At 75.5% G+C, this 23376-nt stretch carries 24 protein-coding genes and 1 pseudogene; 9 read left to right on the top strand and 16 right to left on the bottom strand.

The features are described 5' to 3' along the window. Positions 1–18: 18 nt before the first annotated feature. Positions 19–360, top strand: coding sequence for an SDR family oxidoreductase (locus tag ABD259_RS22410; RefSeq protein WP_344165204.1), 342 nt, complete (start codon positions 19–21; stop codon positions 358–360). 66 nt (positions 361–426) lie between these two features. Continuing rightward, a complete protein-coding gene (locus tag ABD259_RS22405; RefSeq protein WP_344165203.1) occupies positions 427–1383 on the top strand; it encodes an endonuclease/exonuclease/phosphatase family protein in 957 nt (318 codons plus the stop codon). A 22-nt stretch (positions 1384–1405) separates the two neighbouring features. Here the strand turns inward: ABD259_RS22405 and ABD259_RS22400 are convergent, their stop codons facing one another. Next, on the bottom strand, positions 1406–2377 hold the full coding sequence (locus tag ABD259_RS22400; RefSeq protein ID WP_344165202.1) for a hypothetical protein: 972 nt from the start codon (positions 2375–2377) through the stop codon (positions 1406–1408). 176 nt (positions 2378–2553) lie between these two features. Beyond that, complete coding sequence (locus ABD259_RS22395) at positions 2554–2961, bottom strand: MerR family transcriptional regulator (RefSeq protein ID WP_344165201.1); 408 nt, start codon at positions 2959–2961, stop codon at positions 2554–2556. Positions 2962–2975: 14 nt separating this feature from the next. On the opposite strand from ABD259_RS22395, the pseudogene ABD259_RS22390 reads away from it, so the two are divergent. Continuing rightward, positions 2976–3416: pseudogene (locus ABD259_RS22390) on the top strand (transposase); the annotation flags it as partial. A 75-nt stretch (positions 3417–3491) separates the two neighbouring features. On the opposite strand, the gene ABD259_RS22385 reads toward ABD259_RS22390, so the two are convergent. Continuing rightward, positions 3492–4256, bottom strand: a complete 765-nt coding sequence (locus tag ABD259_RS22385) for an SDR family NAD(P)-dependent oxidoreductase (RefSeq protein WP_344165200.1) — start codon at positions 4254–4256, stop codon at positions 3492–3494. A 1382-nt stretch (positions 4257–5638) separates the two neighbouring features. Here ABD259_RS22385 and ABD259_RS22380 point away from each other — a divergent pair. From ABD259_RS22380 to ABD259_RS22355, 6 genes are all read left to right on the top strand, one after another. After that, positions 5639–6289, top strand: coding sequence for a response regulator (locus ABD259_RS22380; RefSeq protein WP_344165199.1), 651 nt, complete (start codon positions 5639–5641; stop codon positions 6287–6289). A 2-nt stretch (positions 6290–6291) separates the two neighbouring features. Continuing rightward, positions 6292–7401, top strand: coding sequence for a sensor histidine kinase (locus ABD259_RS22375; protein WP_344165198.1), 1110 nt, complete (start codon positions 6292–6294; stop codon positions 7399–7401). A gap of 139 nt (positions 7402–7540) precedes the next feature. Next, the gene (locus ABD259_RS22370; RefSeq protein WP_344109533.1) at positions 7541–7984 is read left to right on the top strand and encodes an SMI1/KNR4 family protein; all 444 of its coding nucleotides are present in this window, start codon (positions 7541–7543) and stop codon (positions 7982–7984) included. Positions 7985–8057: 73 nt separating this feature from the next. Next, on the top strand, positions 8058–8471 hold the full coding sequence (locus ABD259_RS22365) for a RidA family protein (protein ID WP_344165194.1): 414 nt from the start codon (positions 8058–8060) through the stop codon (positions 8469–8471). Positions 8472–8732: 261 nt separating this feature from the next. Then, positions 8733–9395 (top strand): peptide deformylase, encoded by a 663-nt coding sequence (gene def, locus ABD259_RS22360; protein WP_344165192.1) that lies wholly within the window; start codon positions 8733–8735, stop codon positions 9393–9395. A gap of 139 nt (positions 9396–9534) precedes the next feature. Then, on the top strand, positions 9535–10527 hold the full coding sequence (locus ABD259_RS22355; protein ID WP_344165190.1) for an exonuclease domain-containing protein: 993 nt from the start codon (positions 9535–9537) through the stop codon (positions 10525–10527). 117 nt (positions 10528–10644) lie between these two features. Here ABD259_RS22355 and ABD259_RS22350 read toward each other — a convergent pair whose 3' ends face one another. From ABD259_RS22350 to ABD259_RS22290, 13 genes are all read right to left on the bottom strand, one after another. Further along, positions 10645–10788, bottom strand: a complete 144-nt coding sequence (locus ABD259_RS22350) for a hypothetical protein (RefSeq protein ID WP_344165188.1) — start codon at positions 10786–10788, stop codon at positions 10645–10647. 101 nt (positions 10789–10889) lie between these two features. Continuing rightward, entirely contained in the window at positions 10890–11183 is a 294-nt protein-coding gene (locus ABD259_RS22345) for a TetR/AcrR family transcriptional regulator (RefSeq protein ID WP_344165186.1), read from the bottom strand. A 75-nt stretch (positions 11184–11258) separates the two neighbouring features. Continuing rightward, positions 11259–12212, bottom strand: a complete 954-nt coding sequence (locus ABD259_RS22340) for a mycofactocin-associated electron transfer flavoprotein beta subunit (RefSeq protein WP_344109700.1) — start codon at positions 12210–12212, stop codon at positions 11259–11261. Continuing rightward, positions 12209–12538, bottom strand: a complete 330-nt coding sequence (locus ABD259_RS22335; RefSeq protein ID WP_344109698.1) for a ferredoxin family protein — start codon at positions 12536–12538, stop codon at positions 12209–12211. The genes ABD259_RS22340 and ABD259_RS22335 overlap by 4 nt, the downstream gene beginning before the upstream one ends. Beyond that, positions 12535–13869, bottom strand: a complete 1335-nt coding sequence (locus ABD259_RS22330) for an FAD-dependent oxidoreductase (protein WP_344165183.1) — start codon at positions 13867–13869, stop codon at positions 12535–12537. Before ABD259_RS22330 ends, ABD259_RS22335 begins: the two co-directional genes overlap by 4 nt. Next, the gene (locus tag ABD259_RS22325) at positions 13866–14879 is read right to left on the bottom strand and encodes a mycofactocin-associated electron transfer flavoprotein alpha subunit (RefSeq protein WP_344165180.1); all 1014 of its coding nucleotides are present in this window, start codon (positions 14877–14879) and stop codon (positions 13866–13868) included. Before ABD259_RS22325 ends, ABD259_RS22330 begins: the two co-directional genes overlap by 4 nt. 140 nt (positions 14880–15019) lie before the next feature. Then, a complete protein-coding gene (locus ABD259_RS22320; RefSeq protein WP_344165177.1) occupies positions 15020–17083 on the bottom strand; it encodes a mycofactocin system FadH/OYE family oxidoreductase 2 in 2064 nt (687 codons plus the stop codon). A gap of 45 nt (positions 17084–17128) precedes the next feature. Further along, positions 17129–19162, bottom strand: a complete 2034-nt coding sequence (locus tag ABD259_RS22315; RefSeq protein ID WP_344165174.1) for a mycofactocin system FadH/OYE family oxidoreductase 1 — start codon at positions 19160–19162, stop codon at positions 17129–17131. Continuing rightward, positions 19150–20442 carry a mycofactocin radical SAM maturase gene (mftC, locus tag ABD259_RS22310; protein WP_344165172.1) on the bottom strand — a complete coding sequence of 431 codons (1293 nt, stop codon included), beginning with the start codon at positions 20440–20442 and terminating at the stop codon, positions 19150–19152. The genes ABD259_RS22315 and mftC overlap by 13 nt, the downstream gene beginning before the upstream one ends. Then, positions 20439–20756: a mycofactocin biosynthesis chaperone MftB gene (gene mftB, locus ABD259_RS22305; RefSeq protein WP_344108757.1), complete on the bottom strand. Its 318-nt coding sequence runs from the start codon at positions 20754–20756 to the stop codon at positions 20439–20441. Before mftB ends, mftC begins: the two co-directional genes overlap by 4 nt. A gap of 21 nt (positions 20757–20777) precedes the next feature. Next, positions 20778–20915, bottom strand: coding sequence for a mycofactocin precursor MftA (gene mftA, locus ABD259_RS22300; protein ID WP_344108755.1), 138 nt, complete (start codon positions 20913–20915; stop codon positions 20778–20780). A 196-nt stretch (positions 20916–21111) separates the two neighbouring features. Then, on the bottom strand, positions 21112–22041 hold the full coding sequence (locus ABD259_RS22295; RefSeq protein WP_344165170.1) for an MBL fold metallo-hydrolase: 930 nt from the start codon (positions 22039–22041) through the stop codon (positions 21112–21114). Between the two features lie 108 nt (positions 22042–22149). Next, the gene (locus tag ABD259_RS22290; RefSeq protein ID WP_344165168.1) at positions 22150–23361 is read right to left on the bottom strand and encodes an MFS transporter; all 1212 of its coding nucleotides are present in this window, start codon (positions 23359–23361) and stop codon (positions 22150–22152) included. Positions 23362–23376: the final 15 nt, after the last annotated feature.

The raw sequence follows: 23376 nt of genomic DNA, 5'->3' as shown, positions 1-23376 counted from the left end.
CGTCGCGCCGCCGATAGGGTGCCCGCCCACCAGCAGCGACACCACCCCCAGCGGGCGGCCCAGGGCCGAACCCCACCGCCGCGCCCCCACTCCGTCGCCTACACCGCCACCAAGCACGCCGTGACCGGGCTGACCGCGGCGCTGAGCCTGCACGGGCGCCCCTACAACATCGCCTGCGGGCAGATCCACATCGACAACGCGGCCACCGAGCTGAGCGCCACCATCGCCCAGGGCGCCCTCCAGGCCGACGGCACCCGCGCCGCCGATGCCGTGGCGGCCATGGCCGCGCGGCCGCTGGAGGCCAACATCTGCTCCTGCACCCTCACCGCCACCACCATGCCCTACCTCGGCCGCGGCTGAGGCGGCCCCGCAGGGGCGCGGGCGGTTCTCATCGAGCTCTTAGAATCGCGGGCCAGTGTGCGTCCTATGCACACCACCACCCGCCCGGCACCCGCCCGGGGTCGAGCGCGCCGCCGCGGCCACCGGCGGCCGCCGGCCCGCGGACGCGCCGTCGGGGCGGGCGCCGGCGTCGCCGCGCTGGCCGCAGCCGCGCTCCTCATCGGCCACCGGCTGGTTCCCGAGCCGGTCGGCTCCTTCCTGGACACCGGCCTGCCCTGGCTGGGTGCCCCCATCGCTGTGCTGGCCGCTGTGGCCGCGACGGCGCGCTCGGGGGCGGGGGCGATCGCCGCCGCGGCCGCGCTGGCCTGCTGGGGGGCGGTGTTCGCCCCGGCGTTGCTGGCCGGGCCCGCCGACGCTGTTTCGCCCGGGCTGCGGGTGGCCTCGGTGAATCTGCGCGCCGGCAACCCCGACCCGTGCGCCGCCCTGGGGGTCCTGGCCGCGCGGGGCGCCGACCTCATCGCCGCCCAGGAGATGACCGGGGCGGCCAGCGCGTGCCCCACCGGCCTGAAGTACTCCACCGCGGCGGGCACGGTGGGGTTGTGGAGCCGCTTCCCCCTGGAGGTGAGTGAACCGGTCGATGTGGGGATCGGGTGGCGGCGGGCGCTGCGGGCCGAGGTCGCCACACCCCAGGGGCCGGTCACGGTCTATGCCGCGCACCTGGCCTCCCTCCGGCCCGGGAACACCGCCCAGCGCAACGCTTCGCTGCGTCGGCTGGCCCGGGCCGCCACCGGTAGCGGCGCCGAGCGTGTCCTGGTCCTGGGTGATTTCAACACCGCCGGGACCGACCGGCGGCTGGGCGCGTTCGCGGGCTTCACCGACGCCCAGGACGAGGCGGGCCGCGGGCTGGGGTTCACCTGGCCCGCGTCGGTGCCGCTGGTGCGGCTCGACCACGCGATGGCGCGCGGTCTGCGGGCGGTGCGGGCGGGCGTGGTCGAGGTCCCCGGGAGCGACCACCGCGCGATCACCGCCGCTTATGCCCGGTGAGCCCCGCCCCGGCCGGGGCGGTTCAGGGCCAGCGGACGTCGGTGGCGTTGGGCAGGGCGGACACGCGGGTCTCGGGGTGGGCGTTGAGGGCGTCGCGCAACTGGGTCCAGGCGGCCTTGGCGGTGTTGTTCGTCCTCGCGCACCCGCCGCGCTGGCGGCAGGCCACGTGCTGGGACAGCGACCCGGCGAAGCGCACCGTGCCGGGGCCTTGCCGTGCGCCCCACGAGCTGATCCGTGCCCACTGGCGGGCCTGGATGCCGTCGGTGCGGTAGATCTGGGGGATGGCGCGGATCTGGGCGGAGGCGCCGGTGGCCACGTAGTGCACATCGGCCAGTGTCCAGCCGTTGCCGCAGGCCACCGACGCCGACCCGTAGGTGGGGCAGCCGTCGGCGGAACTGGCGGCGTACAGGGGGCGGGTGCTGGTTGTGGTGAAGGCGCGGGCCCAGCCGCGCGCCCAGGCGGGCGAGGACCAGGACGGTTCGGCGTCGACGGCGCCGGCGATGGTGACCGCCGGTGTGCTGGCCGAGGAGGCGGCCTCGTTGACGATGCGGGCCCAGGCCGTGCCGGCGGTGCCGCCGCCCAGCCCGGTGTCGTCTTTGTTGTTGACGCCCAGGGCGACGTCGGCGGTGGCGCCGCGGGTGCGGCAGGAGGAGAACCCGCGTGCCCATGCGGCGGTGACCCGGATCGCGCGGGTCGCGGCCACGCGGGGGGCGGTGCTGTCGCGGGTGGTGCCGGGCGGGCGGAGCCGCCCGCCGCGCTCCTGGGTGCCGAAGAACAGGATGCGCACTCCGCTGCGGCCGGTGCGGCCCGCGTCGCATCCGGCGCTGCGGGCGGTGGAGATGTCGGAGGCGGTGCCGGACAGGGGCATGTAGCGGCTCACGGTGTGTCCGGGGTAGGCGGGGGCGGCGGTTGTGCCCAGGGAGAGGAGGGCCACGGTCGCGGTGGCGGCGGCCAGCCAGGCCAGGCTGGGTCGGGTGGACGGGATGACGGACATCGGCGGTCCCTCTCCAGCGGTGCTGGCGGTGGATCGAAGGCAGGGGAGGGCTGATGTTCCCATTAAGCCGCAGGTGGAGGTGGTGAGGAGGGAATACGGAGCGTCTCGGCGGTTCTCTGGCAAGCCGGGGCGAAACCGGTGGAACCGCGGCATGCGGCGCGCCGGGGGCGGGGGCGTCAGCCGTGGTCTGGGACCGTGCTGGCGCACACCGCCTCGGCTTCGCGCACCATCTGAGCGAGGCGGTCGCGCAGGCGTGTCTGGGCCGCGAGCCGCTCCTCCACCACACGCAGGCGTGCGCGGGCCACCTCCAGCTTGGCCGGGGCCGGAGGCGCCCCGGCGACATCGCCGTCCAGGCACTCCAGGAAGTGCTCTACATCCCGCAGGGTGAGCCCCGCTGCGAGCAGGAAGGAGATGTTGCGGACGCGCCGCAGGGCGCGCTCATCGAAGACCCGGTAGCCGTTGGCGGCCCGGGTGCTGGTGATCAGCCCTGCCTGCTCGTAGTGGCGCACGGATCGCGGTGACACCCCCGCCGCCCGCGCCAGCTGCCCGATACGCATCCCCGCCACCTCATCTTTGCGATACACGGCCCCATTGTCGCCTCCGTCGGGCGGTGCGCCGCCGCGCGGGCCCGCGATGGCCCCACCCGGGGCGGCAACGTGTGCACAATGTCTTCGAGGCCCTTGATGAGCCGGCCCTCGTCGTTCCCGGCACGGGCACTGTCGGCATCGTCATCCCGTTCCCTGTCCCGGCGGCGCGCGGCCGTCCACGAACAGCGCCGGGCCCTGGAAGCCCGGATCGGGGCCCTGCTGGAGGCCCACCCTCCTTTCCAGGTCCTGGCGTCGCTGCCCGGCGACGGCGCCGGCTTCCCCACCGCCCACCTCGCCTCTGATGCCGGACTCGCCCCCCGGCCACGTCGTCGGGGACCCCGATAGACGCAGAACATGCGCCGCGGGGCGGCAACCGGCAGCTCAACCGCGCGATGTTCCTATCCGCGTCCGCCGCCCTGCACGATCCCGCCTCGCGCACCTGGAACGGCAGATAGGGGTCGCCTGCCGGCCCTGTCCGTGCGGGCGGCCCAGGCCGCCCGCGGAGCGTTGGCCTGCGGGCGGGCTGCTCACCCCACCACCGCCCCGCCGTCCACGGGCAGCACGGCACCGGTGACGAACGACGCCTGGCGGCCGATCAGCGCGCACAGCGCCCAGGCGACCTCCTCGGGGCGGCCTCGGCGGCCCATCGGTGTGCGGGCGACCTGCCACGCGCGGATCTCCTCCCGGCGCTGAGGGGACATGCCGTTGTTGGCACCGATGGGGGTCGCGATCGCGCCGGGCGCCACCGCCACCACGCGCACACCGCGCGGCGCCAGTTCCACGGCCCAGCTGCGGGTCAACGACTCCAGCGCCACTTTGGAGGCGGCATAGGGCCCGCTGCCCGCCCAGCCGCGCTGCCCCACCGAGGTGGAGACGTTGGCGATCACCCCGCCGGTGGACTCCAGGTCACCCACGACCGCCTGGGACAGCAGCATCGGCGCGATCAGGTTGGTGTCGAACAGGCGTATCGCCTGGGTCCGGGTGGCGGTGCCCAGCGGGCCGCCGCCGAGGATGGCCGCGTTGTTGACCAGGGCGTCAATGCGCCCCAGCCGGGTGCGGGCGGCCTGGGCGATGGTGTCGGGTGCGTCGGGCGCGGTGATGTCTGCGGGGTGGCAGACGATGCCGGGATGGTCGCGGGCGGTGGCCACCAGCGCGTCGCGCCGTCGGCCCACCGCGAGGACACGGGCCCCCTGCTCGGCTGCGGCGCGTGCGGTGGCGCGGCCGATCCCCGAGCCCGCGCCGGTCACGATGACGGCGGTGTCCTGAAGCTGGGTGCTGGTGGAAGTGCTCATGGGCGCAGTCGACTACGTTGACACCAATGTCAATGTCAACCCGAGCGGAAGACGCGCGCCGGGCCCGCCATGTAGGGGATGGTTGCGCGCTGGGGGAAGGCGCTGACCGCGGAGAAGACGGCGCGGGCGCGACGGATGGCGCGGCGGCGATGGTGGTCCCCCCGGACCTCGTCGTTCGTCTGCGGCCGGTCGGCTCGGGCGGGGGACCGGGCGAGTAGCCGCGGTAGGTTGCGGCCGTGACGCGGCGTGTGGAGGCCGCTGTCGTGCCGCGCTGCGCCGGTCGGCCGGCCTCGCCCACGGGTGGGGGTGAAGGTCCGCACCGCGTGCCAATCCGCACGCGTGTGCCGGAGCGCGGCGGCCGCGGTCGGGCCCGCCCTGGGGCGGGGTGTGCAGGGGGTGCGGGGCCATCCGCCCTCGATGGTGGCGGGAGCCGGGCGGTCAGAGGTGGGCTGTGACGATGCCCATCTGCCGTCGGGCAGGGGGCCGCGCGGCGCGCGGGCGCGCAATCGTGTCGGTGGCGCGGGTCTGATGGATCGGCGGCGACCTACGCGAACGGGCCCGCCACACGCAGGTGGCGGGCCCGCCGCAATAGTGCGGGGCCGGTACGGCGGTCGCCTCACGGCGTAGGGCACAACGCGGCTCCGAAGACCGCCCGCCCACCGGGGTGGGACGGGCGCGGTATTCCGCGAAGGCAATGAGTGGAGCCCGGGGGACACTTAGACCGCACCGGCCCGCACCCCCTCTAACAGGGGGTATGCAGATGATATTCCACCTGCCGCAGATTTTTGTGCGGGCCCGCCGCCCCGTGGGCAGGCCGCGCCGGAACCCGCCTGCCGGGGCGGGGAGGGGAGGCCGGGCGAGGCGCACACGTGGGCGGCGGGGTGTGGTGGGTGGCCCGCCGCCGCGGGCCACCCGCTGTGGTGCCCTCCAGGGCTATGTGGACCGCACCCCCGGGGGCACCAGGACGATGCGGCCGACCGGGAGGCGCGGTGCGGTCGCGCCCGCCTCCCGCGGGTCCCGCGCTTGCGGTGAGCGCGGAGCAGGGCAGGGAGCAGCGGAGTCCCCACTGCCGCCCCCTGCCCCGTGGTGGAAGGTCGGCCCCATCCGTCCTAGGGCCGGTCTGCCACCACGCCACCCGCCCCGCGGGGTGCCGCCGCGCCAGGGCGGGCGGGGCCGCCGAAGGGGAAGCGGCGGGCGGGGGAGAAGATCACATAGGTGATCATCTCCTTGGTCTCCGCCGCGCGCACCCGCTGGGCGGCCGCCGCACCCCCGCCGGGTGGCTGGAACGCCCTCCTCCCCGCGGAGGAGACACCGCTACCCGGAAGCGTTTAGAGTCGTTGCGCGCACCGCCCAGATGGTGCCTGTCCAGGGAAGGTGGCCCAGTGATCCGCGTGGTGATCATCGATGACGAGACCCTGATCCAGACAGGGCTGTCCATGATCCTGCGGTCGGGTGGGGACATCGAGGTGGTGGGAACCGGGGACGGTGTGGAGGCGGCCGGCCTCATCGAGCGCACCCGCCCCGACGTCGTCCTGCTGGACATCCGCATGCCCAAGGTGGATGGGCTCAGTGTGCTGCGGCGGGTGCGCGCCGAAGCTGACCCGCCGGTGGTCGCGATGCTCACGACGTTCGACACCGACGAGTTCATCACGCGCGCGCTGCGGTCGGGCGCGGCGGGCTACCTCCTCAAGGACACCGACCCCGAGCAGCTCGTGCAGGCGGTGCGGCTGCTGGCCAGCGGCGGGACCACGTTCTCCGCGGCGGTGACCCACCGTATGGTCGACGCCCGCGCTGAGGCCCATTCCCCGCTGCCGGAGTGGGTCGAGGGGCTGACCGCGCGCGAGCGCGACGTGCTGGGGCTGTTGGCGGAGGGGTGCTCCAACGCCGAGATCGCCGAACGCCTCCACCTGGGGCTGGGCACGGTCAAGGACCACGTGAGCGTGCTGCTGGACAAGCTGGATGCCGCCAACCGGGTGCAGGCCGCCGTGATCGCGCACCGCGCCGGGCCGGTCGAGATCTGGGGTCGCGGGTGAGGATGCCCACGTGGGCGGCGCTGGGCCTGCCGGTGGTCGTGGCGGTGGTGGAGTCGCTGCTGCTGGTGGGCAGCGAGGGCCCGGTGCAGCTGGGCACCGCCCTGTTCGCGGCCGCGGTGCTTCCGCTGCGGCGCCGCTGGCCCTGGCTGGTGCTGCTGGCGACCCTGCCGGCGCTGTGGATCCCCTACCTGTGGTCGGCGTCCATCGTCGCGCTGTACACGGTGGCGCGCTATGACCGGCGCCGCTGGGCGGTGGCCGCGGCCATGGTGCTGGTCATCGTCTTCGACATGGTGCCCTACCCGGTCAGTGACCTGCGGGAGTTCGTGGCCGGGGCGGATGTGTCGGAGGCGGTGCTGATCGCCGGGTACTCGCTGCTGACCGGGCTGGCCCCGGCCGCGTTGGGGCTGTTGGCGCGCACCCGCGCCGAGCTGGAGGAGCGGTTGTGCGAGCTGCAGCGCAGCCAGGCCAGCGAGCGGGAGCTCATGGCGGAGAAGGTGCTGGCCACCGAGCGCGCCCGGCTCGCCCGCGAGATGCATGACGTCGTCGCCCACCAGGTCAGCCTGATCAGCGTGCAGGCCGGGGCGCTGCAGGTCGCCACCCGCGACCCGGAGGCCGCCCAGACCGCCGCGGAAATCCGGCGGCGCAGCGTGACCACGCTGGGTGAACTGCGGCACATGGTCGCGGTGCTGCGCGCCTCGGGGGCCGACTCCACGGGGCTGGCGCCCCAGCCGACCCTGGCCGACCTGCCCCGCCTGATCGCGGAGGCGGGGCCGCACATCACCGCCGACCTCGCCGTGCCCGCCGATGAAGGGCCGGCCTGGCCCGAGCCGCTGCAGCGGGCCGCGTTCCGCATCGTGCAGGAGGCCCTGACGAACGCGGGCAAGCACGCGCCGGGCGCGCCGGTGCGGGTGCGGTTGGGGGAGAACGACGCCCAGCTGCGCATCGACGTCACCAACGACGCCCCCACCGCGCCGCCGTTGGAGCTGCCCTCCGGCGGGCACGGGCTGCCGGGGTTGCGCGAGCGGGCGCACAGCCTGGGCGGCACCCTGCGCGCGGGCCCGACGCCGTGCGGGGGCTACCGGCTGACCGCGCAGCTTCCGCTGCGCCCCTGAAGGGCCGCCCCGCGCCGAGCGGTGCGGGAGGAGACGGGAGCGGGCGCGCATACCGGTCACCGGTGCCCATGTGGTGGATTCCCGGCCCGAATCCCTCGGCTCGCGGCCGCCGGTTTCTCGTGCCTTGCCACGACCTGTGATGATTCCCTATGTGTGGCGTGAACTGATCGTGGAACTGTACCCCGAGGCGGAGCTGCCCGGGCCGGCCGACGAGGCGATGCTGGCCGAGGTGGAAAAGGCGCTGGTGCTGCCGATGCCCTTCGAGCTGGGGTCGCTGCTACGCGAATGCGACGGGGTGCACAACGCCTACGGCGACGCGGTCGTGTGGCCGGTGGAGCGGCTCATCGAGGACAACCTCGCCATGCGGGCCGAACCCGACTACCTGGAGCTCTACGCGCCGTTCGACGAGATGATCTTCTTCGGCGACAGCGACATGGGCCCGCAGTTCGCCTACGTGCACACCGACTACGGGCCGGGCATCGTCGTGTGGGACCACGAGACCGACCAGCGGCGGCTGGCCGTGGTGTCGCTGCGCGACTACCTGGTGCGCTGCTTCACCCAGGGCAACGGCTGGCACCGGTAGCGGCGGCGGGGCGGCCCCGCGGGCGGGGCCGCCGAGCAAAAACGCCTCGCCTGGTGGAGCGGCGGCCTCTAGCATGCGCGCTGTGAACCACCGCATCGAGCTCATCGGCAACGACCGCCTCACCGATACCGTCGACTACGCCTATGCCGCCGCCGTGCACGCCCCGCCGCGCACCATCTTCACCGCGGGCGCCTGCCCGCTGGACGCCGCGGGCGCCACGGTGGGCGTCGGCGACTACGCCGCCCAGGCCGACCAAGCGATGGGCAACCTCATCATCGCCCTGCAGGGTGCGGGCGCCCAGCTCACCGATGTCGTCAAGACCACGGTGTATGTGGCCGCCAGCGAGCAGGCCGACCTGGTGGCGGCCTGGGAGGTGGTGCGCGCGCGCTTCGGGGAGCACGGCGCCCCCAGCACCCTGCTGGGCGTGACCGTCCTCGGCTACGACGACCAGCTCGTCGAAATCGAGGCCGTGGCTGTGGCCCCCTGAGTACGTTCCGCCCGGCGTGCGCGGCGGCTGCCGACGGCCAGTCAGCGGGGCGGCTCCGCGGGCCTCCGGTTGTCCCGGTTGCCGGATGTGACCCGGCCGGGGCGGCCGGGCGGGGACAATAGGAGGGGAGAGGGCGGGGGCGCGTGCCGCCGGGTTGCGCACATGACCAGCCCAATCTGTATATTCTTGCTATTTTGCGAAGGTCGTGCCGCCCCAGCGGCGCGGCGAGAACCGCCCGGGACCGGAAAGAGCAGATCAGGCATGTCGGAGCAGTCCATCGACACGCGGGTGCGCGTGCAAGGCGAACCGGTCGACTCCTACCCCGAGATGGCCCCCGAAGCCGGCCGGGGCACGGTGCTGCGGATCGCCGCCGTGGGCGAAGACGTGCTGCACCGGCGCAACAAGGACGTCGAGCCCGCCCAGTTCGGCACCCCGGAGCTCTCGGCGCTCATCGACAACATGTTCCTCACCATGTACGCGGCGGAAGGGGTCGGCCTGGCCGGCAACCAGGTCGGCGAGGACCTGCGGATCTTCGTCTACGACTGCCCCGATGACGACGGTGTGCGCCACGTCGGCCACGTCATCAACCCCGTGCTCGACGAGCGCGACCCCGACCAGACCCCGCTGGTGGTGGAGAACGAGGGCTGCCTGTCGGTGCCCGGCCCCCACGCCGAGCTGCCGCGCGCCAAGCACGCGGTAGTGCGCGGCTTCGACAAGGACGGCCGCCCCCTGGTGGTGGAAGGCACCGGCTACTTCGCCCGGTGCCTGCAGCACGAGACCGACCACACCTACGGCCGCCTCTACATCGACCGCCTGGCCGCACGCGCCCGCAAGAAAGTGCTCAAGCAGATGAACGAGATGGCCAACGACGTCTTCGCGCGGCGCGAAGCCAACGCCGCCCAGCTCACCGACGCCTCCTCCTGACCTCTGGTGCCCTGCGCGGTCGGAGGCGCCGGGCGGTCCGCCCGTTTCGCCGCGCTCGCCCCTCGCGCAGCGGTACCCTCACGCTCTGACGCACCGCACCGCACCGCACAGCGCAACGCGCGACCCGCAGGAGGCGCCCGTGGCCGACACCTGGACCGCGATCGACTTCGAGACCGCCAACCACGACCGGGGCAGCGCGTGCGCGGTCGGCCTGGTGCGGGTGGCCGACGGAGCGGTCGTGGACCGGTACAGCACCCTGATCCGGCCGCCGCGCCCCGTGGACTTCTTCACCCGCCACAACACCGCCGTCCACGGAATCACCGCCGCCGACGTCGCCGACGCTCCGCACTGGCCCGAGGTGCGCGACCGCATCCTCGACTTCGCAGCGGGCGGCGCCCTCGTCGCGCACAACGCCGCCTTCGACATCAGTGTGCTGCGCGGCGCCTGCGCCCACACCGGTCAGGGCTGGCCCCCGCTCGACTACGCCTGCACACTGGCCCTGGCCCGGCGCACCTGGCGGGAGCTCCCCAACCACCGGCTGCCCACGATCTGCGCCCACATCGGCCACCCCGTCACCCGCCACCACCGCGCCGACGCCGACGCCGAGGCCGCCGCGCGCATCGCCATCGCCGCCATGGACCACTTCGGCGCCAGCACGCTGCGCGACCTGGCCCGCGCCGCCCGCCTGCGCCTGGGCCGGCTGGAGGCCGAACACCCCCGCGCCGCGCCGCCCGACGCGCCGACAGCGCCGGGAGCCGCCCCACCGCCCGCCCCGCACCCCGCGGGCGCCCAGGACCGCTTCGCCCGCTGGGCAGAGGCCACCCGCGCCCCGCTGCCCGAACCCGACCCCCACGCCGACCCCGCCGGGCCGCTGTTTGGGCGCACGGTGTGCGTCTCCGGCGAGCTGGACGCCATGGACAAACCCGAGGCCTGGAAACGCATCGCCGAAGCCGGCGGGCAGCCCGCCAAGAATGTCACCCGCGCCACCGGCGTTCTGGTCATCGGCGCCCATGACGGGCCGGGCACGACCAGCAAGCACCGCCGGGCCGAGGCCTACCGGGCCCGGGGCCAGCGCATCGACATCATCACCGAAACCGAATTCCTCACCCGCCTGGCCCTGGCCCGCCCCTGACGGTCCCCGCCAGCAGGCCCGCAGGAGGCCGGGCAGAGGGCAGGCCAGGGATCCTAGGGGCGGACGGAGAGGCCGAACAGGGCGACCAGATCAGTGGCGTACTGGCCCAGACCCACCTCAGGACGCATCACCCACGAGGCCAGCGCCCAAGGTCAGCGCCCGACTGGCCGTGGTGGCCCGCACCTGGGGGCCGACGTCGCGGAACTCCCCGTCACGCTGGCCCTGGCGCAGGACCGCGACACGGCTCCCCGGTGATCGCATCGTCAGCACCCAGGGCGGCGAAGCGCAGCGTCCCGTCCTCCCGGCGGTGGCTGCCGACGGTGGTCATCACCGCGATCGAGCGCCTGCGGTGCGAGCGCGTGCTAGTCCTCCAGGGCCGCCGCGATGCAGACCCGCAGCCGGTCGCGGGCGCTGGACAGCCCCCAGATGTCGGCGTAGATCTCGGCGACGATCCGGCCCACAAGATCGTCCTTGCCGTCGAAGTAGGAGGAGATGGCGCCCTTGCTGACCCGCGCATGACCGGCGATCCGGGCGAGCGACGCCCGCACGCGGCCGACCCCGGCCGCCGCCGTCATCGCAGCGTCGACAATCCGCCGCCGCGTCCTCGACAACCGAGGGGGGTTTCGCGCGGGTTTGGGGCCATGCTCGGGCCGCACGCGGTGGCGCTAAGCCGCCAGCGCCGGGGGCGGCCCGGCCCGCGGCACCGCGACCGGTGGCCCCGCGGGGGCAGGTCACCGGTAGCCGTGGCGGCGCAGAAAGGCCAGCAGCTCCTCGGCGGCCTGCTCGGCCTCCAACGGGCCCAGCACCGTGGGCGGATCGCGGTCCTGGGCGGCGTTGGTCAGGGCGAGCAACCGCTCGTGGGCAGTGTCCCCCGGGGGCGGCGCAACGTGGCGGGTGCGCGGCCGGTAGGCGCGCACCCCCCGGACCCGCAGGCCCGGGCGCCGCAGCGGAGCGGGGGCCGTCCAGCGGACGGGGGCGCGGGCCGCCGCCAGCGCCCCGGCCAGCGAGGCGCGGCGCAACCGCACCCCGCCCGCCTCCACCGAGCACACCGCGGGCAGGGGGATGTGCAGCAGCTCGCGGCGGCCGCCGTCCAGCCGGCGCTCGCCGACCAGGGCGGCGGCCGCGCCGGCAGGGGCCCGCGCTTCCAGCCGCACCAGCCCCAGCGCCTGGGCCGCGCCCAGCTCGTGGGCCAGCAGCGCGGGCAGCGCCCCGGTGCCCCGGTGGGGGGATCCGGCCCCGCACAGCACCAGCGCGGGCGGCTCCCCCGCGCTGTGGGTGATCGCCGCGGCCAGCACGGCGGCCAGCGCCTGTTCGTCCTGCGCAATCCCGGCCGCAGCGGCGCGCTCCCCGGCACCGGCCGCCGGCGCGGGGTCCTGGTCGGCGTCGTGGACGCGCAGCACGGCGATGCCCAGGGCGCTGATGTCGCGCAGTACCGGCTCCACCTCCGCGGGGCCCGCGCTCACCACCAGGATGCGCCCCGACCAGGCCTCGGCCGCCCGCAGCGCGTGCTCCACCGCGGCCGCCTCGCCCGGTGGCAGCTCAGCGCAGCGCGCGTCGGGGCCGACGCGGCCGGTCAGCGCGTCGACCCGGGGGTGCGGGTCGACGGGCCGCACACACGCCACGACCAGCGGGCCCTCGGCGTCGCGCCGGCGGGCGCGGGCGGCCGCAGCCGTGGGGGCGCTCATCCGCGCCGGAAGACGACGCCGTGCCCGCCGTCGGGGTAGCTCCAGGAGATCGCGCCGTCCTGGTCGCAGACCATGTAGCAGGTGCCGCACTCGAAGCACTGCTCGTAGTTGAACAGGATGCCGCCGTCGGCGGTGGGTGTGAACAGGTCGGCGGGGCAGGCGGTCACGCACGGCTGGGCCGGGCAGGTGCGGCACACCTGCGGGTCGACGGTGATGTGCGGGCGTTGGCCCACGCGGAAGTGGACGGTGGCCATGCGGTCGGCGAACGACAGGTCGTCCCAGTCCGCGGCGGGCGGAGTGGATCGGGGTGGCGGGTCGGGGATCATCGAAACACCCTCCAGGCTCTCCAGGCGTCGGCGGCCAGGTCGCGCAGCCGCACCCCGTTGCGGCGCGCCGAGCGGCGCAGGAGCGCGGCGACGCCGGGCTTGGGGTCGGGGTTGGTGACGGTGAACATGCCGTGGGCCAGGTCGTTGAACAGGTGGGGGTAGCGGCGCTGCACCCGGTCGGACAGCACCAGGCCGGGGGCGCCGCGCAGCCGTTTGTGGTCGGCCAGGACGAAGGTCTGCTCCAGGTCGCGGCGGTAGGGTGCCAGGCCGCGGGCGGAGACGTCGCCGGTGGCCAGGGCGCTGGCGGCCGCGCGTCCGGCGGCCAGCCCGGACCCGATGGCGAAGTTGACGCCCTCCAGCCAGATCCCGGCGGCCAGCGTCATCTGGGCCGCGTCCCCGGCGATGAGCAGGCCGTCGTCGACCAGGCGGGGCATGTGGTCGTAGCCGCCCTCGGGGATGAGGTGCGCGGAGTACTCCTCCACGGTGCCGCCGCGCAGGTAGGGGGCGATGGCGGGGTGGCGTTTGAGGCCGGCGAGGACCTCCTCGGGGCGGACGCCGGCCTGGGCCAGGCCGGTCAGGGAGAGGACGGCGCCCACCGCCACGGTGTCGGTGTTGGTGTAGAGGAAGCCGCCGCCCGGGATGCCGCGGGTGTGGCCGAGCATCTCGATGTCGGCGCCGTCGGTGCCGCGCAGGCCGAAGCGTTCGTCGATGGTGTCGCGGTCCAGGCCGATGACCTCCTTGACGCCGAGGGTGTGGTGGGCGGGGTCGGCGGCGGGCAGCAGTCCGGCCTGCTTGGCGAGGAAGGAGTTGACGCCGTCGCAGGCGATGACCACGCGGGCGGGCAGGTCGCCGCCGGGGCGGTCGGTGCGCACGCCGGTGGTGGTGCCGGTGGTGTCGCGCAGGAGGTCGGTGGCGACGGTGGAGGTCAGTAGGCGGGCTCCGGCGCTGACGGCCTTGTGGGCCAGCCAGGAGTCGAAGTCGGCGCGGTAGGCGGTCATGCCGTTGTGGGGCGGGGCTCCCCAGTCCTGGGAGCGCAGGTCGACCGCCAGGGCGCGCTGGTCGGTGAGCAGCATGGTGGAGCGGCGCACCACCCACCGCTGTACGGGGGCCTCTTCCCACCAGTGGGGGATGACGTCGTCCAGGACGCGGCCGTAGACCACGCCGCCGTAGACGTTCTTGGATCCGGGGTAGGGGCCGCGTTCCAGCAGGGTGACGGAGCGTCCGGCGCGGGCGAGTTCGAGGGCGGCCGCGGCTCCGGCCGGGCCCGCGCCGACCACGACGGCGTCCAGGTGGGCGTCGGGGCGCGAGGCGGGGGCGGGGGGTGGGGTCATGGGGCGTGGGCCTCCTCGGCCAGTCGGCGGTCCAGTGCCTCCAGGAGGGCGCGGGCGTCGGTGACCAGGCCGAGGTCGGCGCGGCGCGTCATGGGGCAGGAGGGGTCGGTGTTGACACTGATGATGTGCCGGGGCGAGCCCAGGCCACCGGTGTGCTGACTCGCACCAGAGATCCCGAATGCGATGTACAGCTCAGGGCCAATCATGGCGCCAGTAATGCCAATTTGCCGGTCTGGATCGATCCATCCGGCATCAGTGGCCACGCGTGTGGCCCCGGCTGATGCGTCCAATCGGGCCGCGACCCGGGCCAGGAGGTCGAACGTGCGGCGCGCGTGGGAATCAGCGGTCCCCCGCGGCACCAGTCCGGCGCCGCCGCCCACCACGCGGGCCGCCTCGCCCAGCTCCCGCGCCTCGGGGCGCGCCGCGGCGACCCCGAGGGACCGGGCGTCGTGGGCCGGCGCGACCGGCAGCGCGACCGGCACCGGCTCGCCGGCGCCGACCCCGCCGGGGGCGGGCGCAACCGTGCGCGCGCCCGGCAGCAGCGTCGCGACGGCCGGGGCGGGCGCCTCGGCGTCCACGATCACCCGCCCCTCCCAGCGCTCCAACTCGGCCGCCACGACCCCGCGGGCGTCATCCAACCGCACCCGGATCGCCCCGGCCAGCAGGGCGCGCCCGCAGGCGGCGGCCAGGCGCGGCGCCAGATCGCGCCCGTCCGGCGAGGCCGGGCAGATCACCAGCGGGACCTCGCCCAGGGCGTCGACGAGCCCGGGCAGCACAGCGCCGGGCCCCGCCCGCCCGCCGGTCGGGGCGTACCACGACCGCACGGCCACACCGCGCAGCGCCTCGGCGGCGTCGCGCGCCCCGGACCCGAGCACCAGGGCGCGGCCGCGGGCCTCGGCGAGCTCCTCGGCGGCGCCGGCGGGCAGCTCCCCCTCATGGGCCTGGACCACGGCCAGGGGCTGCCCGGCGGGCAGGGGGCGGGACGCGCAGGGGCGGCTGGACGGCGTCATCGGAATCCTCCGCTGTGTCGTGGGGGCCGTGGCGGGGGCTGGGGGAAGCCCGGCCGTGGCGTGGCGCGGCTCCGGGGCGGCCGGTCCCCGACGCCCGCACGTCGCCTGCGGTGGCGACCGCGGCGGTGCGGGGCGGGGTGTCATAGGCCCACCGCCACGGCGTGGCCTTCGACGACGGCCGCGTGGGCGCGGCGCGGGGCCAGGCAGTCGCCGACGCGGTGGACCGCGAAGGGGGCGCCGCGCAGGGCGTGCCACAGGGCGTCGTCGGGCCGCTGGTGCACGGCGCACACCACCCAGTCCGCCTCCCGCGCCTCCTCGGTTCCCGTGGGGTGGTGCTGGAGGCGCAGCAGCACCCCGCCGGCCGCGCCGGGCGCGTCCTCGGCGCCCATGGGGACCCGCTCGGTGCTCTGCCGGATGCCCAGCGCGTGCGCCGTGGCGTTCCAGGTCTCCAAGTCGAGGGTGATCCCCAGATCCTGGCCGACCACCAGGGCGGGGGTCACCACCTCCACCTCGCAGCCCCGCCCGGCCAGCAGCTCGGCCACCGAGGTGGCCTGGTGGAAGCCGAGCTCGTCGATGACCACCACCCGACCGGCCGGGTCCGCCCGCCCCTCCAGGACGTCGCGGACGTCGACCACGCGCGCGTGCCCGCCGGCCCACCACGGTGCCGCGGGCACGGCCCCGGTCGCCAGGACCACCGCCCCAGGGCGGTGCGCCGCGAGCATCGCGGCGTCGGCCTCGGTCCCGAGTTCGACCTCGACGCCCAGGCGGCGGGCGTGCGCGGCCAGGTTGCGGGTGAGGTCGAGGAGCTCGGCGCGGCCGGGCGCCCGCGCGGCGATCAGCACCGCCCCGCCCAGCTGCGCCCCGCGCTCCACGAGCATGACCCGGTGGCCGCCCTCGGCGGCGCTGACCGCGGCCTGCAGGCCGCCCGGTCCACCGCCCACGACCAGCACGCGCCGCCCCGGCGCCGGCCCCGCGGCCGGAGAGGGGGCCGCTCCCGGTTGGCCCGCGGCCGGAGCCGCCGCGGCGGGGGCGCCGGAGGAGGGCCGGGGGTCCGGGAGCGCCTCGCGTCCCGCGCGCGGGTTCTCGATGCACCCCAGCCACCGGTTGAGGCCCATGCGCCCCACGCACTCCTGGTTGCACGACAGGCACGTGCGGATCTGCTCGGCGTGGCCGGACCGCGCCTTGGCCGCGAAGTCGGGGTCGGCGATCTGCCCGCGCACCACACCGACGAGGTCGGCGTGGCCCGCGCGCAGCGCCCGGTCGGCCTGCAGCGGGTCCTTGAACCGGCCCACCCCCACCACGGGGGCGCGCACCGCCGCGCGGATCGCGCTGGGGATGTAGGCGGCATAGCCCGGCGGGACGCGCATGCTCGCCTCGACCATGTGCAGGGTGTGGGTGGCCACCCCGATCGAGGTGTTGATGTAGTCGACCTGCCCGGTGGCGTCCACCATCCGGGCCACCTCCACCGCCTCGTCGATGGTGGTGCCGCCCTCGATCAGCTCGTCCCCGCACAGCCGCACCCCCACGGCCCGGCCCGGTCCCACGGCCGCGCGCACGGCGTCGACGAGGTGCAGCAGCAGCCGGGCGCGGTGGGGCAGCGGGCCGCCCCAGCGGTCGGTGCGCTGGTTGGTGGCCGGGGAGAGGAAGGCGCGCACGATGGAGGAGTGCGAGCACTGCAGCTCCACGCCGTCGAATCCGCCCGCCACGCAGCGGGCGGCCACCTGCGCGTAGGCGTCGATGATCTCGGTGATCTCGTGCTCCTCGACCGCCTTGGGCACTTCGCCGAACAGCGGGTCGGCGATCGGGCTGGGCGCCCATACCGGCAGGCGGGTGTACATGGAGCTGGCCTGCCCGCCGTTGTGGTTGAGCTGGGCCAGGATCGGCACGTCGTGGGCGTGGACGGCGTCGGTGATGCGCCGGTACCCGTCGATGGCGTCCGGGGCGTAGCCCTCGATGAGTTTTTCGTAGGGGCGGTCGGTGGGGTGGGTGGAGTGCTCCTCGGTGATGATCAGCCCGGCCCCGCCGGCCGCCCGGGCGGCGTAGTAGGCCGCGTGCTGGGCGGTGGGGCGGCCGTTGTCGGCGTAGTTGGTCAGGTGGGCGCAGAACACGATGCGGTTGGCGACCGTCAGGGGGCCCAGGCGCAGCGGGGTGAACAGGTGGCGGTAGCCCGCGCCGACTCCGGCGGGGGGACCGGGCGGGCGCATCGGCGCCTCCTCTCCTGCTCGTCGGTGCCGCGGCCGGGCCGCGGGTCAGCCGGGGGCGGGCGCGGCGGCGGCCGGGCGGGGCGCCCCCCGCTCACCGGGAGAGCCCAGGTCCGCGGCGCGCCGGCGGCCCTCCAGAACCGCTTCGAGTACGGTGCGCGGCGCCACGCAGTCCCCGGCGCGGGGCGTGCCGGGCCGCTGGGTGTAGAGGGACTCCTCGGGCCGCCGGTGCCCGCAGTCGATCACCGCGGCACAGCCGATCTCGCGCCGGTGGGCGGTCCACACGTCCTGCAGGAGCACCCGGCCCCGCCGGGCCGCGCGCAGCCGAGAGCGGGGGTGGCGGGCGACCCCCGCCCGCTGCAGCCGCGCGTTGGCGTCGGCCAGGTCCCCGCACAGCGCCAGCCGCTCGCCCACGATGCGGGCGGGGGTCACGAGGTGGACGCTGCGCCCCGCGGCGGCCAGCCATTCGGCGGCCGCGACGGCCACCGGTCCGCCGATGGGATCGTGGAGGACCAGCGGGCCCTCGGCGGGCAGCAGGCCGGGGCGGATGAGCACGTCGGCGACGTCCAGCCACGCCGGGGCGCCCTCCCCTTCCGGGCCACAGGTGCCGGGGAGGGCGGGCGGGGCGCCGGGGCGCGATCCTGTGGCCAGCACGACCTCGGCCCCCCGGTGCGCCGCCGCGTCCAGGTCGGCGGCGCCGATGTGGCGCTCCAGCTCCACGCGCACGCCCAGGCGGCGGCACTCCCGCTCCCACCAGCCGACCAGCAGCCCCAGCCGCCCGCGGCCCGAGGCCGCGGCGCCGCCGAAGGGTGCGGCGGCGGTGCGCAGCATGCCGCCCAGGCGCCCGGTGCGCTCGGCCAGGGTGACCCGGTGCCCGCGCAGCGCCGCGGCCCGGGCGCACTCCAGTCCCGCCGGGCCGCCGCCGACCACCAGCACCTCGCGCGCCGCGGGCGCGTGCCCGGCGGCAGGAGGATCGGCGGGAGGCTCCGCGGTCTCATGCCCGCTGCGCGGCTCGGCGATGCACGACACCACCGGGTTGCGGGGGTCGCGGACCTGGCAGGCCTGGTTGCACAGCACACACGGGCGGATCCGCTCGGCGGCCCCGGCCCGCGCCCAGGCCACCAGGTCCGGGTCGGCGATCTGCGCCCGGGTCATCTCCACCAGGTCGGCCACCCCCTCGGCCAGGGCCGAGCGCGCCTGGTCGGCATCGACGACGCTGCCCTGCAGCGCCACCGCGCACCGGCCGCCCGCCGCCGCGCGCATCGCCGCGCACAGCTCGCGGTTGAAACCCGGCGGGGTGTGCAGGTCGGGGCGGTAGGCGCGCGGCGCCAACGGGCCGCCGCGCACCACCGTCAGCAGATCCACCGCGTCGGCCAGCGCTTCCACCTGCGCGGCCGCCTCCTCGGGGGTGACACCGGCCCAGGGGGCGAGCTCGTCGCACGACAGCCGCAGCGCCAGGACGCGCCCGGGCCCCAGGGCCGCGCGCACCGCCGCCAGCACCTCGCGGGTCAGCCGCAGCCGGTCGCGGCCGTAGGCGTCGGTGCGGGTGTTGGTCAGCCCGGAGTGGAACTGGCGCAGCAGCGCGTAGGCCCCGGCGTCGACCTCCACACCGTCGAGTCCCGCCTCGGCGGCCAGCGCGGCGGCCGCGCCGAACCCCGCCACCACCTCGGCGATCTGCTCGCGCTCCAGGGCGGCCGGCATCTCGCGGCTGATGACATCGGCCACGGGCGAGGGCGCCCACAGCACCCGCTGGGAGTAGGCGCTGGACCCCTGCGACCCGGCGTGCCCGAGCCCGGCCAGCACCAGGGCGCCGTGGGCGTGGCAGGCCGCGGCCGCCGCGGCCCACCCCGGGCGGCACGCGTCGGCCAGCGGGGCGCGCTCATAGGGGTGGTCGTCGGCGTGCACGGAGGCGGTCTCGGTGACGATGACCCCGGCCCCGCCCGCGGCGCGCCGCGCGTAGTAGGCGGTGTGCCGCGGTGACAGGGCGCGGCCGTCGCCGAGGTTGGTCTCGTGCGGGCCGAACAGCACCCGCGCGGGCGCCGGGCGCCCGGCCAGCTCCACGGGATCGGTCAGCTCCCGCATGCCCGACCGCCTGGGGGGTGGGCCGAGGAAGGGGCGTCGGCCAGGGGGTGCTCGGCGCACGGCGCGGCCGGGCGGCGGCGCGCGATGGTCACCGGTACCGGCCCCGGCGACGGGGGGCGAGCCTGGGGCCGGGAGGCGGGAGGGTCTTTCCGCGGCCCGGTGCGGTGGGAGTGGTCGGGGCTGGGGCGGGGCGTGCGGGCGGTGTCGACGCCGCGCAGGGCCTGGGCGCCGTGCCCTTTGACGCACTCGGGGTCGGGTCCCTGCAGCGGCAGACCGGTGAAGAACTTGGCCGCCATGCACCCGCCCCGGCAGGCGTCGTAGGCGTCGCAGGAGGCGCAGGCCCCGCCGGTGTCGGGTTGGCGCAGCTGGGCGAACAGCTCCGAGGAGCGCCACACCCGGGTGAACCCGCCCGGATCGCGCACCGAGCCGGCCCGGAATTCCTCGTGGATGGCGAACGGGCAGGCGTAGACGTCGCCGACCGGGTCGATCAGGCACACCACGCGCCCGGCGCCGCACAGGTTGAGGCCGGGCAGGGCCTGGCCGTAGGCCGACAGGTGGAAGAAGGAGTCGCCGGTGAGGACCCGTTCGCCGTGGTCCAGCAGCCAGTCGTACAGGGTGCGCTGCTGGGCGGGGGTGGGGTGCAGGTCGTTCCATACGCGCGCGCCGCGGCCCGCGGGGCGCAGGCGGGTGAGCCGCAGCGTGGCGCCGTAGCGGTCGGCCAGCGCCAGCAGGGCGTCGAGCTGGGCGATGTTGTGGCGGGTGGCGACGACCGAGAGTTTGACGCCGCTGGTGTCGGCCGCGGCCAGGCGGTCCAGGGCGCGCAGGGCGGTGGCATAGGAGCCGGGGCCGCGCACGGCGTCGTTGACCTCGGCGGTGGCGCCGTCCAGAGAGATCTGCACGTCGACGTAGTCGTTGGCGGCCAGGCGGCGCGCCACCGTGTCGGTGATCTTCACGCCGTTGGTGGAGAATTTGACGCCGACGTGGTGGGCGGTGGCGTAGTCGAGCAGCTCCCAGAAGTCGGGGCGGACGGTGGGTTCGCCGCCGCCGATGTTGACGTAGAAGACCCGCATGGCCTCCAGTTCGTCGATGACGGCTGTGGCCTCGGCGGTGCTCAGCTCGTGCGGGTCGCGCCGCCCGGAGCTGGACAGGCAGTGCGCGCAGGACAGGTTGCAGGCGTAGGTGAGCTCCCAGGTCAGGCAGATGGGGGAGGACAGGCCGTGCTGGAAGTGGTCGGCCAGGCGCGTGCCGTGCGCAGGGGGTGGGGGTGGGGGTGGGGTCACGGGCGGTCCTTCGCGGGGGCGGTGAGGGGGGCGTCGGGACGTTCGATGACCATGTGGGTGGCGGCCAGCCGGGCCAGCGCGCGGGCGTAGCGGGGCAGCTCGGCCTCGGTGACGTTGGCCTGGGCGCAGGCCGCGCGGGCGCTGGTGTGGTCGGGCAGGGCGCGCACGACGTCCAGCAGCCGGGGGTCCTTCACAAACGACAGGCGGCGCGTGCCGAAGTGGTAGAGCAGCGCGCCGAACGGTTCGGGGCGCACGGCGACCTGCGGGTGGAGGTCCCAGGCGCGGTCGAGGTCCAGGTGGGCGGGTTCGGGCATGGCCGACGTCCCTTGCGGCGTCTAGTAGACGCCGCACATGCCGTCGATGGAGACGTCTTCTACGAGGAGTTCGTCGTCGACCAGGTCGCCGTGTTCGCCGCTGGGAGCGGTCTGGGGGTCAGGGGGTGGGGGGAGGGGCATCTGGGGTTGGGGGCTCATCGTGCTCCCTTCGCCGACCGTGCGCGCCACGGCGCGCCATGCGGTGTGATTCGCGCCACCACACGAAACGTTAACGGTATTCACGGTGGAACGGAAGGGTGCGCGGGGCACCTGTGGCCGCCCAGCGGCACGATGCCGCGCCCGCCGCGGTGCCCGGGCGCGGCCGCCGGCGGGGGCCCGGGGCTGGGCACCGCCCTCACACGGCGCAGCGCAGGGGCCCGCCGTTGTAGGTGACCGCATCGGCGAACGCGGCCAGCAGGTCGGGCTCGGCGCCATCGGCCTCCGCATAGGCCAGGTGCAAATTGAGCACCACCCGCTCGGGGTCGTGCCAGGCGGCGAACTCGCCCAGCTCGGCGCCGTTGGCGGCCTCCAGCGGGCTCAGCCCCTCGGCGCGCCCCCAGGCGGCCGTCTCCTGGATGAAGCGGTAGTAGCGGTCGTGGGCCGCCAGCACCGTGCCAAACGCCCCCGCGCCGAGCAGCCCGCCGTGGCCGGGGACGATGTGGTCGGGCTCGAAGTCCCCCAGCCACTCCACCGAGCGCCGCGCCCCCTGCAGCGACCCCATCAGCACCAGCGGGGTGACCTGGTGGAACACCAGGTCACCCGTGAACAGGACGCGTTCGTCGGGAAGCCAGGCCACCATGTCGCCCCGGGTGTGGGCGCTGTGGCCGGGGTGGCGCAGCTCCACCCGCCGCCCGCCCAGGTGCAGCGTCAACGCGTCGGCCACAGTCAGGGTGGGCGTGCGCAGGCGCGCCCCGCTCCAGTCGGGGGTGGGCTGCCACACCGGTGGGCAGCCCTCGATGAACGGGTCGGCGAGCATGCCCGCGCGGGTCGCCTCATGTGCGATGACGGTCGTCTCCTGGGGCAGCAGATAGTTGCCGTAGGTGTGATCGCCGTGCATGTGCGTGTTGAGCGCGAAGCGCAGGGGCGCCCCGCCCACCGCCCGCCGCACGGCCGCGAGGAAGCGCCGCGTGCGGTCGGCCGTGCAGCAGGTGTCGATGACCAGGGCCTCACCGCCGCCGTCGCCACGGACGACGCCCGCGTTGTTGATCCACCACGACCCGTCGGGCTGCACCCACGCGTGCACGCCCGGTACGAGTTCGACCAGGCCCGCGTTCGCCGCACTCATCGCCTCGACCTCCGCATCGCCGTCATGCTTCGGCGCTCACCCTCTCGCGGCGCCCGGTGGGTGTCGAGTGGGGCACGGGCGACAATCGGCTTTCGCCCGCAACAGGCGTCACACCGTGGTCGCCGAGGTCTGCCCGGTGCTTTCCCCGTCCTCGGCGCCCGCCGGGGCCGCGCGGCGCACGCGGCGGTCCAGCATGCCCGAGGCCGCGGCTACCACCAGCCCGGCCACCGCCAGGCCCGCCCCCAGCAGGTTGGGGGCGGTGTAGCCGTAGCCGGCGGCGATGACCAGCCCGCCCAGCCAGGCCCCGGCCGCGTTGGCGAGGTTGAGCGCGGAATGGTTCAGCGCGGCCGCCAGCGACGGCGCGTCCTTGGCGGAGTCCATCAGGCGGATCTGCAGGGAGGGCACCAGGGCGGTGCCGGTGACAGCGACCAGGAACACCATCACCACCGCCGCGATCTTGAACGGGGCCAGGAAGTGCAGGAGCAGCAGCGCCACCGCCATGCTGATCAGGCACACATACATCGTGGGCAGCAGCGCCCAGTCGGCCGCGCGCCCGCCGACGAGGTTGCCCACCGTCATGCCCACGCCGTAGACAGCCAGGATGACGGCCACGGCCGGGGCGCCGAAGCCCGCCACCTCGGTCATCATCGGGGAGATGTAGCTGTAGGCGGCGAACATACCGCCGAAGCCCACCGCGCCGACCAGCAGCGTCATCCACACCTGCAGGCGGGCCAGGGCGCCGAGCTCGGAGCGGACCGAGGCGCCGGGCTGGGGCCGCTGGGCGGGCACCAGTCGGACCAGCAGGATGAGGGTCAGCACGCCCACGGCGGCGATCAGTCCGTAGGTGCTGCGCCAGCCCAGGTGGTGGGAGGCGATCGTGGTCAGGGGGACCCCCACGATGTTGGCGATCGTCAGTCCCGCGATCATCAGCGCGAACGCCTGGGCGCGCTTGGTCGCCGGCACCAGCGCGGCGGCCACCACCGATCCGACCCCGAAGAAGGTGCCGTGCGGCAGCGCGGTCAAGAACCGCGACACCAGCAGCAGGTCGAAGCTGGGGGCCAGCGCCGAGGCGACGTTGCCCAGGGTGAACAGCGCCATCAGGGCGATGAGCAGCCGCTTGCGGTCGACGCGGGCGCCGAGCGCGGCCAGCAGCGGGGCGCCGACCACCACACCGAGGGCATAGCCGGAGATGATGTACCCGGCCGTGGGAATCGACACCCCGAAGTAGGTGGCCACGTCGGGCAGGATGCCCATGGCGACGAACTCGGTGGTGCCGATTCCGAACGCGCCGATAGCGAGGGCGAGCAGGGCGATAGGCACGAAGGCTCCTCAGCG

This window comes from Nocardiopsis rhodophaea, assembly GCF_039530945.1.
GTDB classification, from domain to species: Bacteria; Actinomycetota; Actinomycetes; order Streptosporangiales; family Streptosporangiaceae; genus Nocardiopsis_C; species Nocardiopsis_C rhodophaea.
Note: the sequence above shows the minus strand (reverse complement) of the source record. Positions and strands in the feature narration are given on the sequence as shown.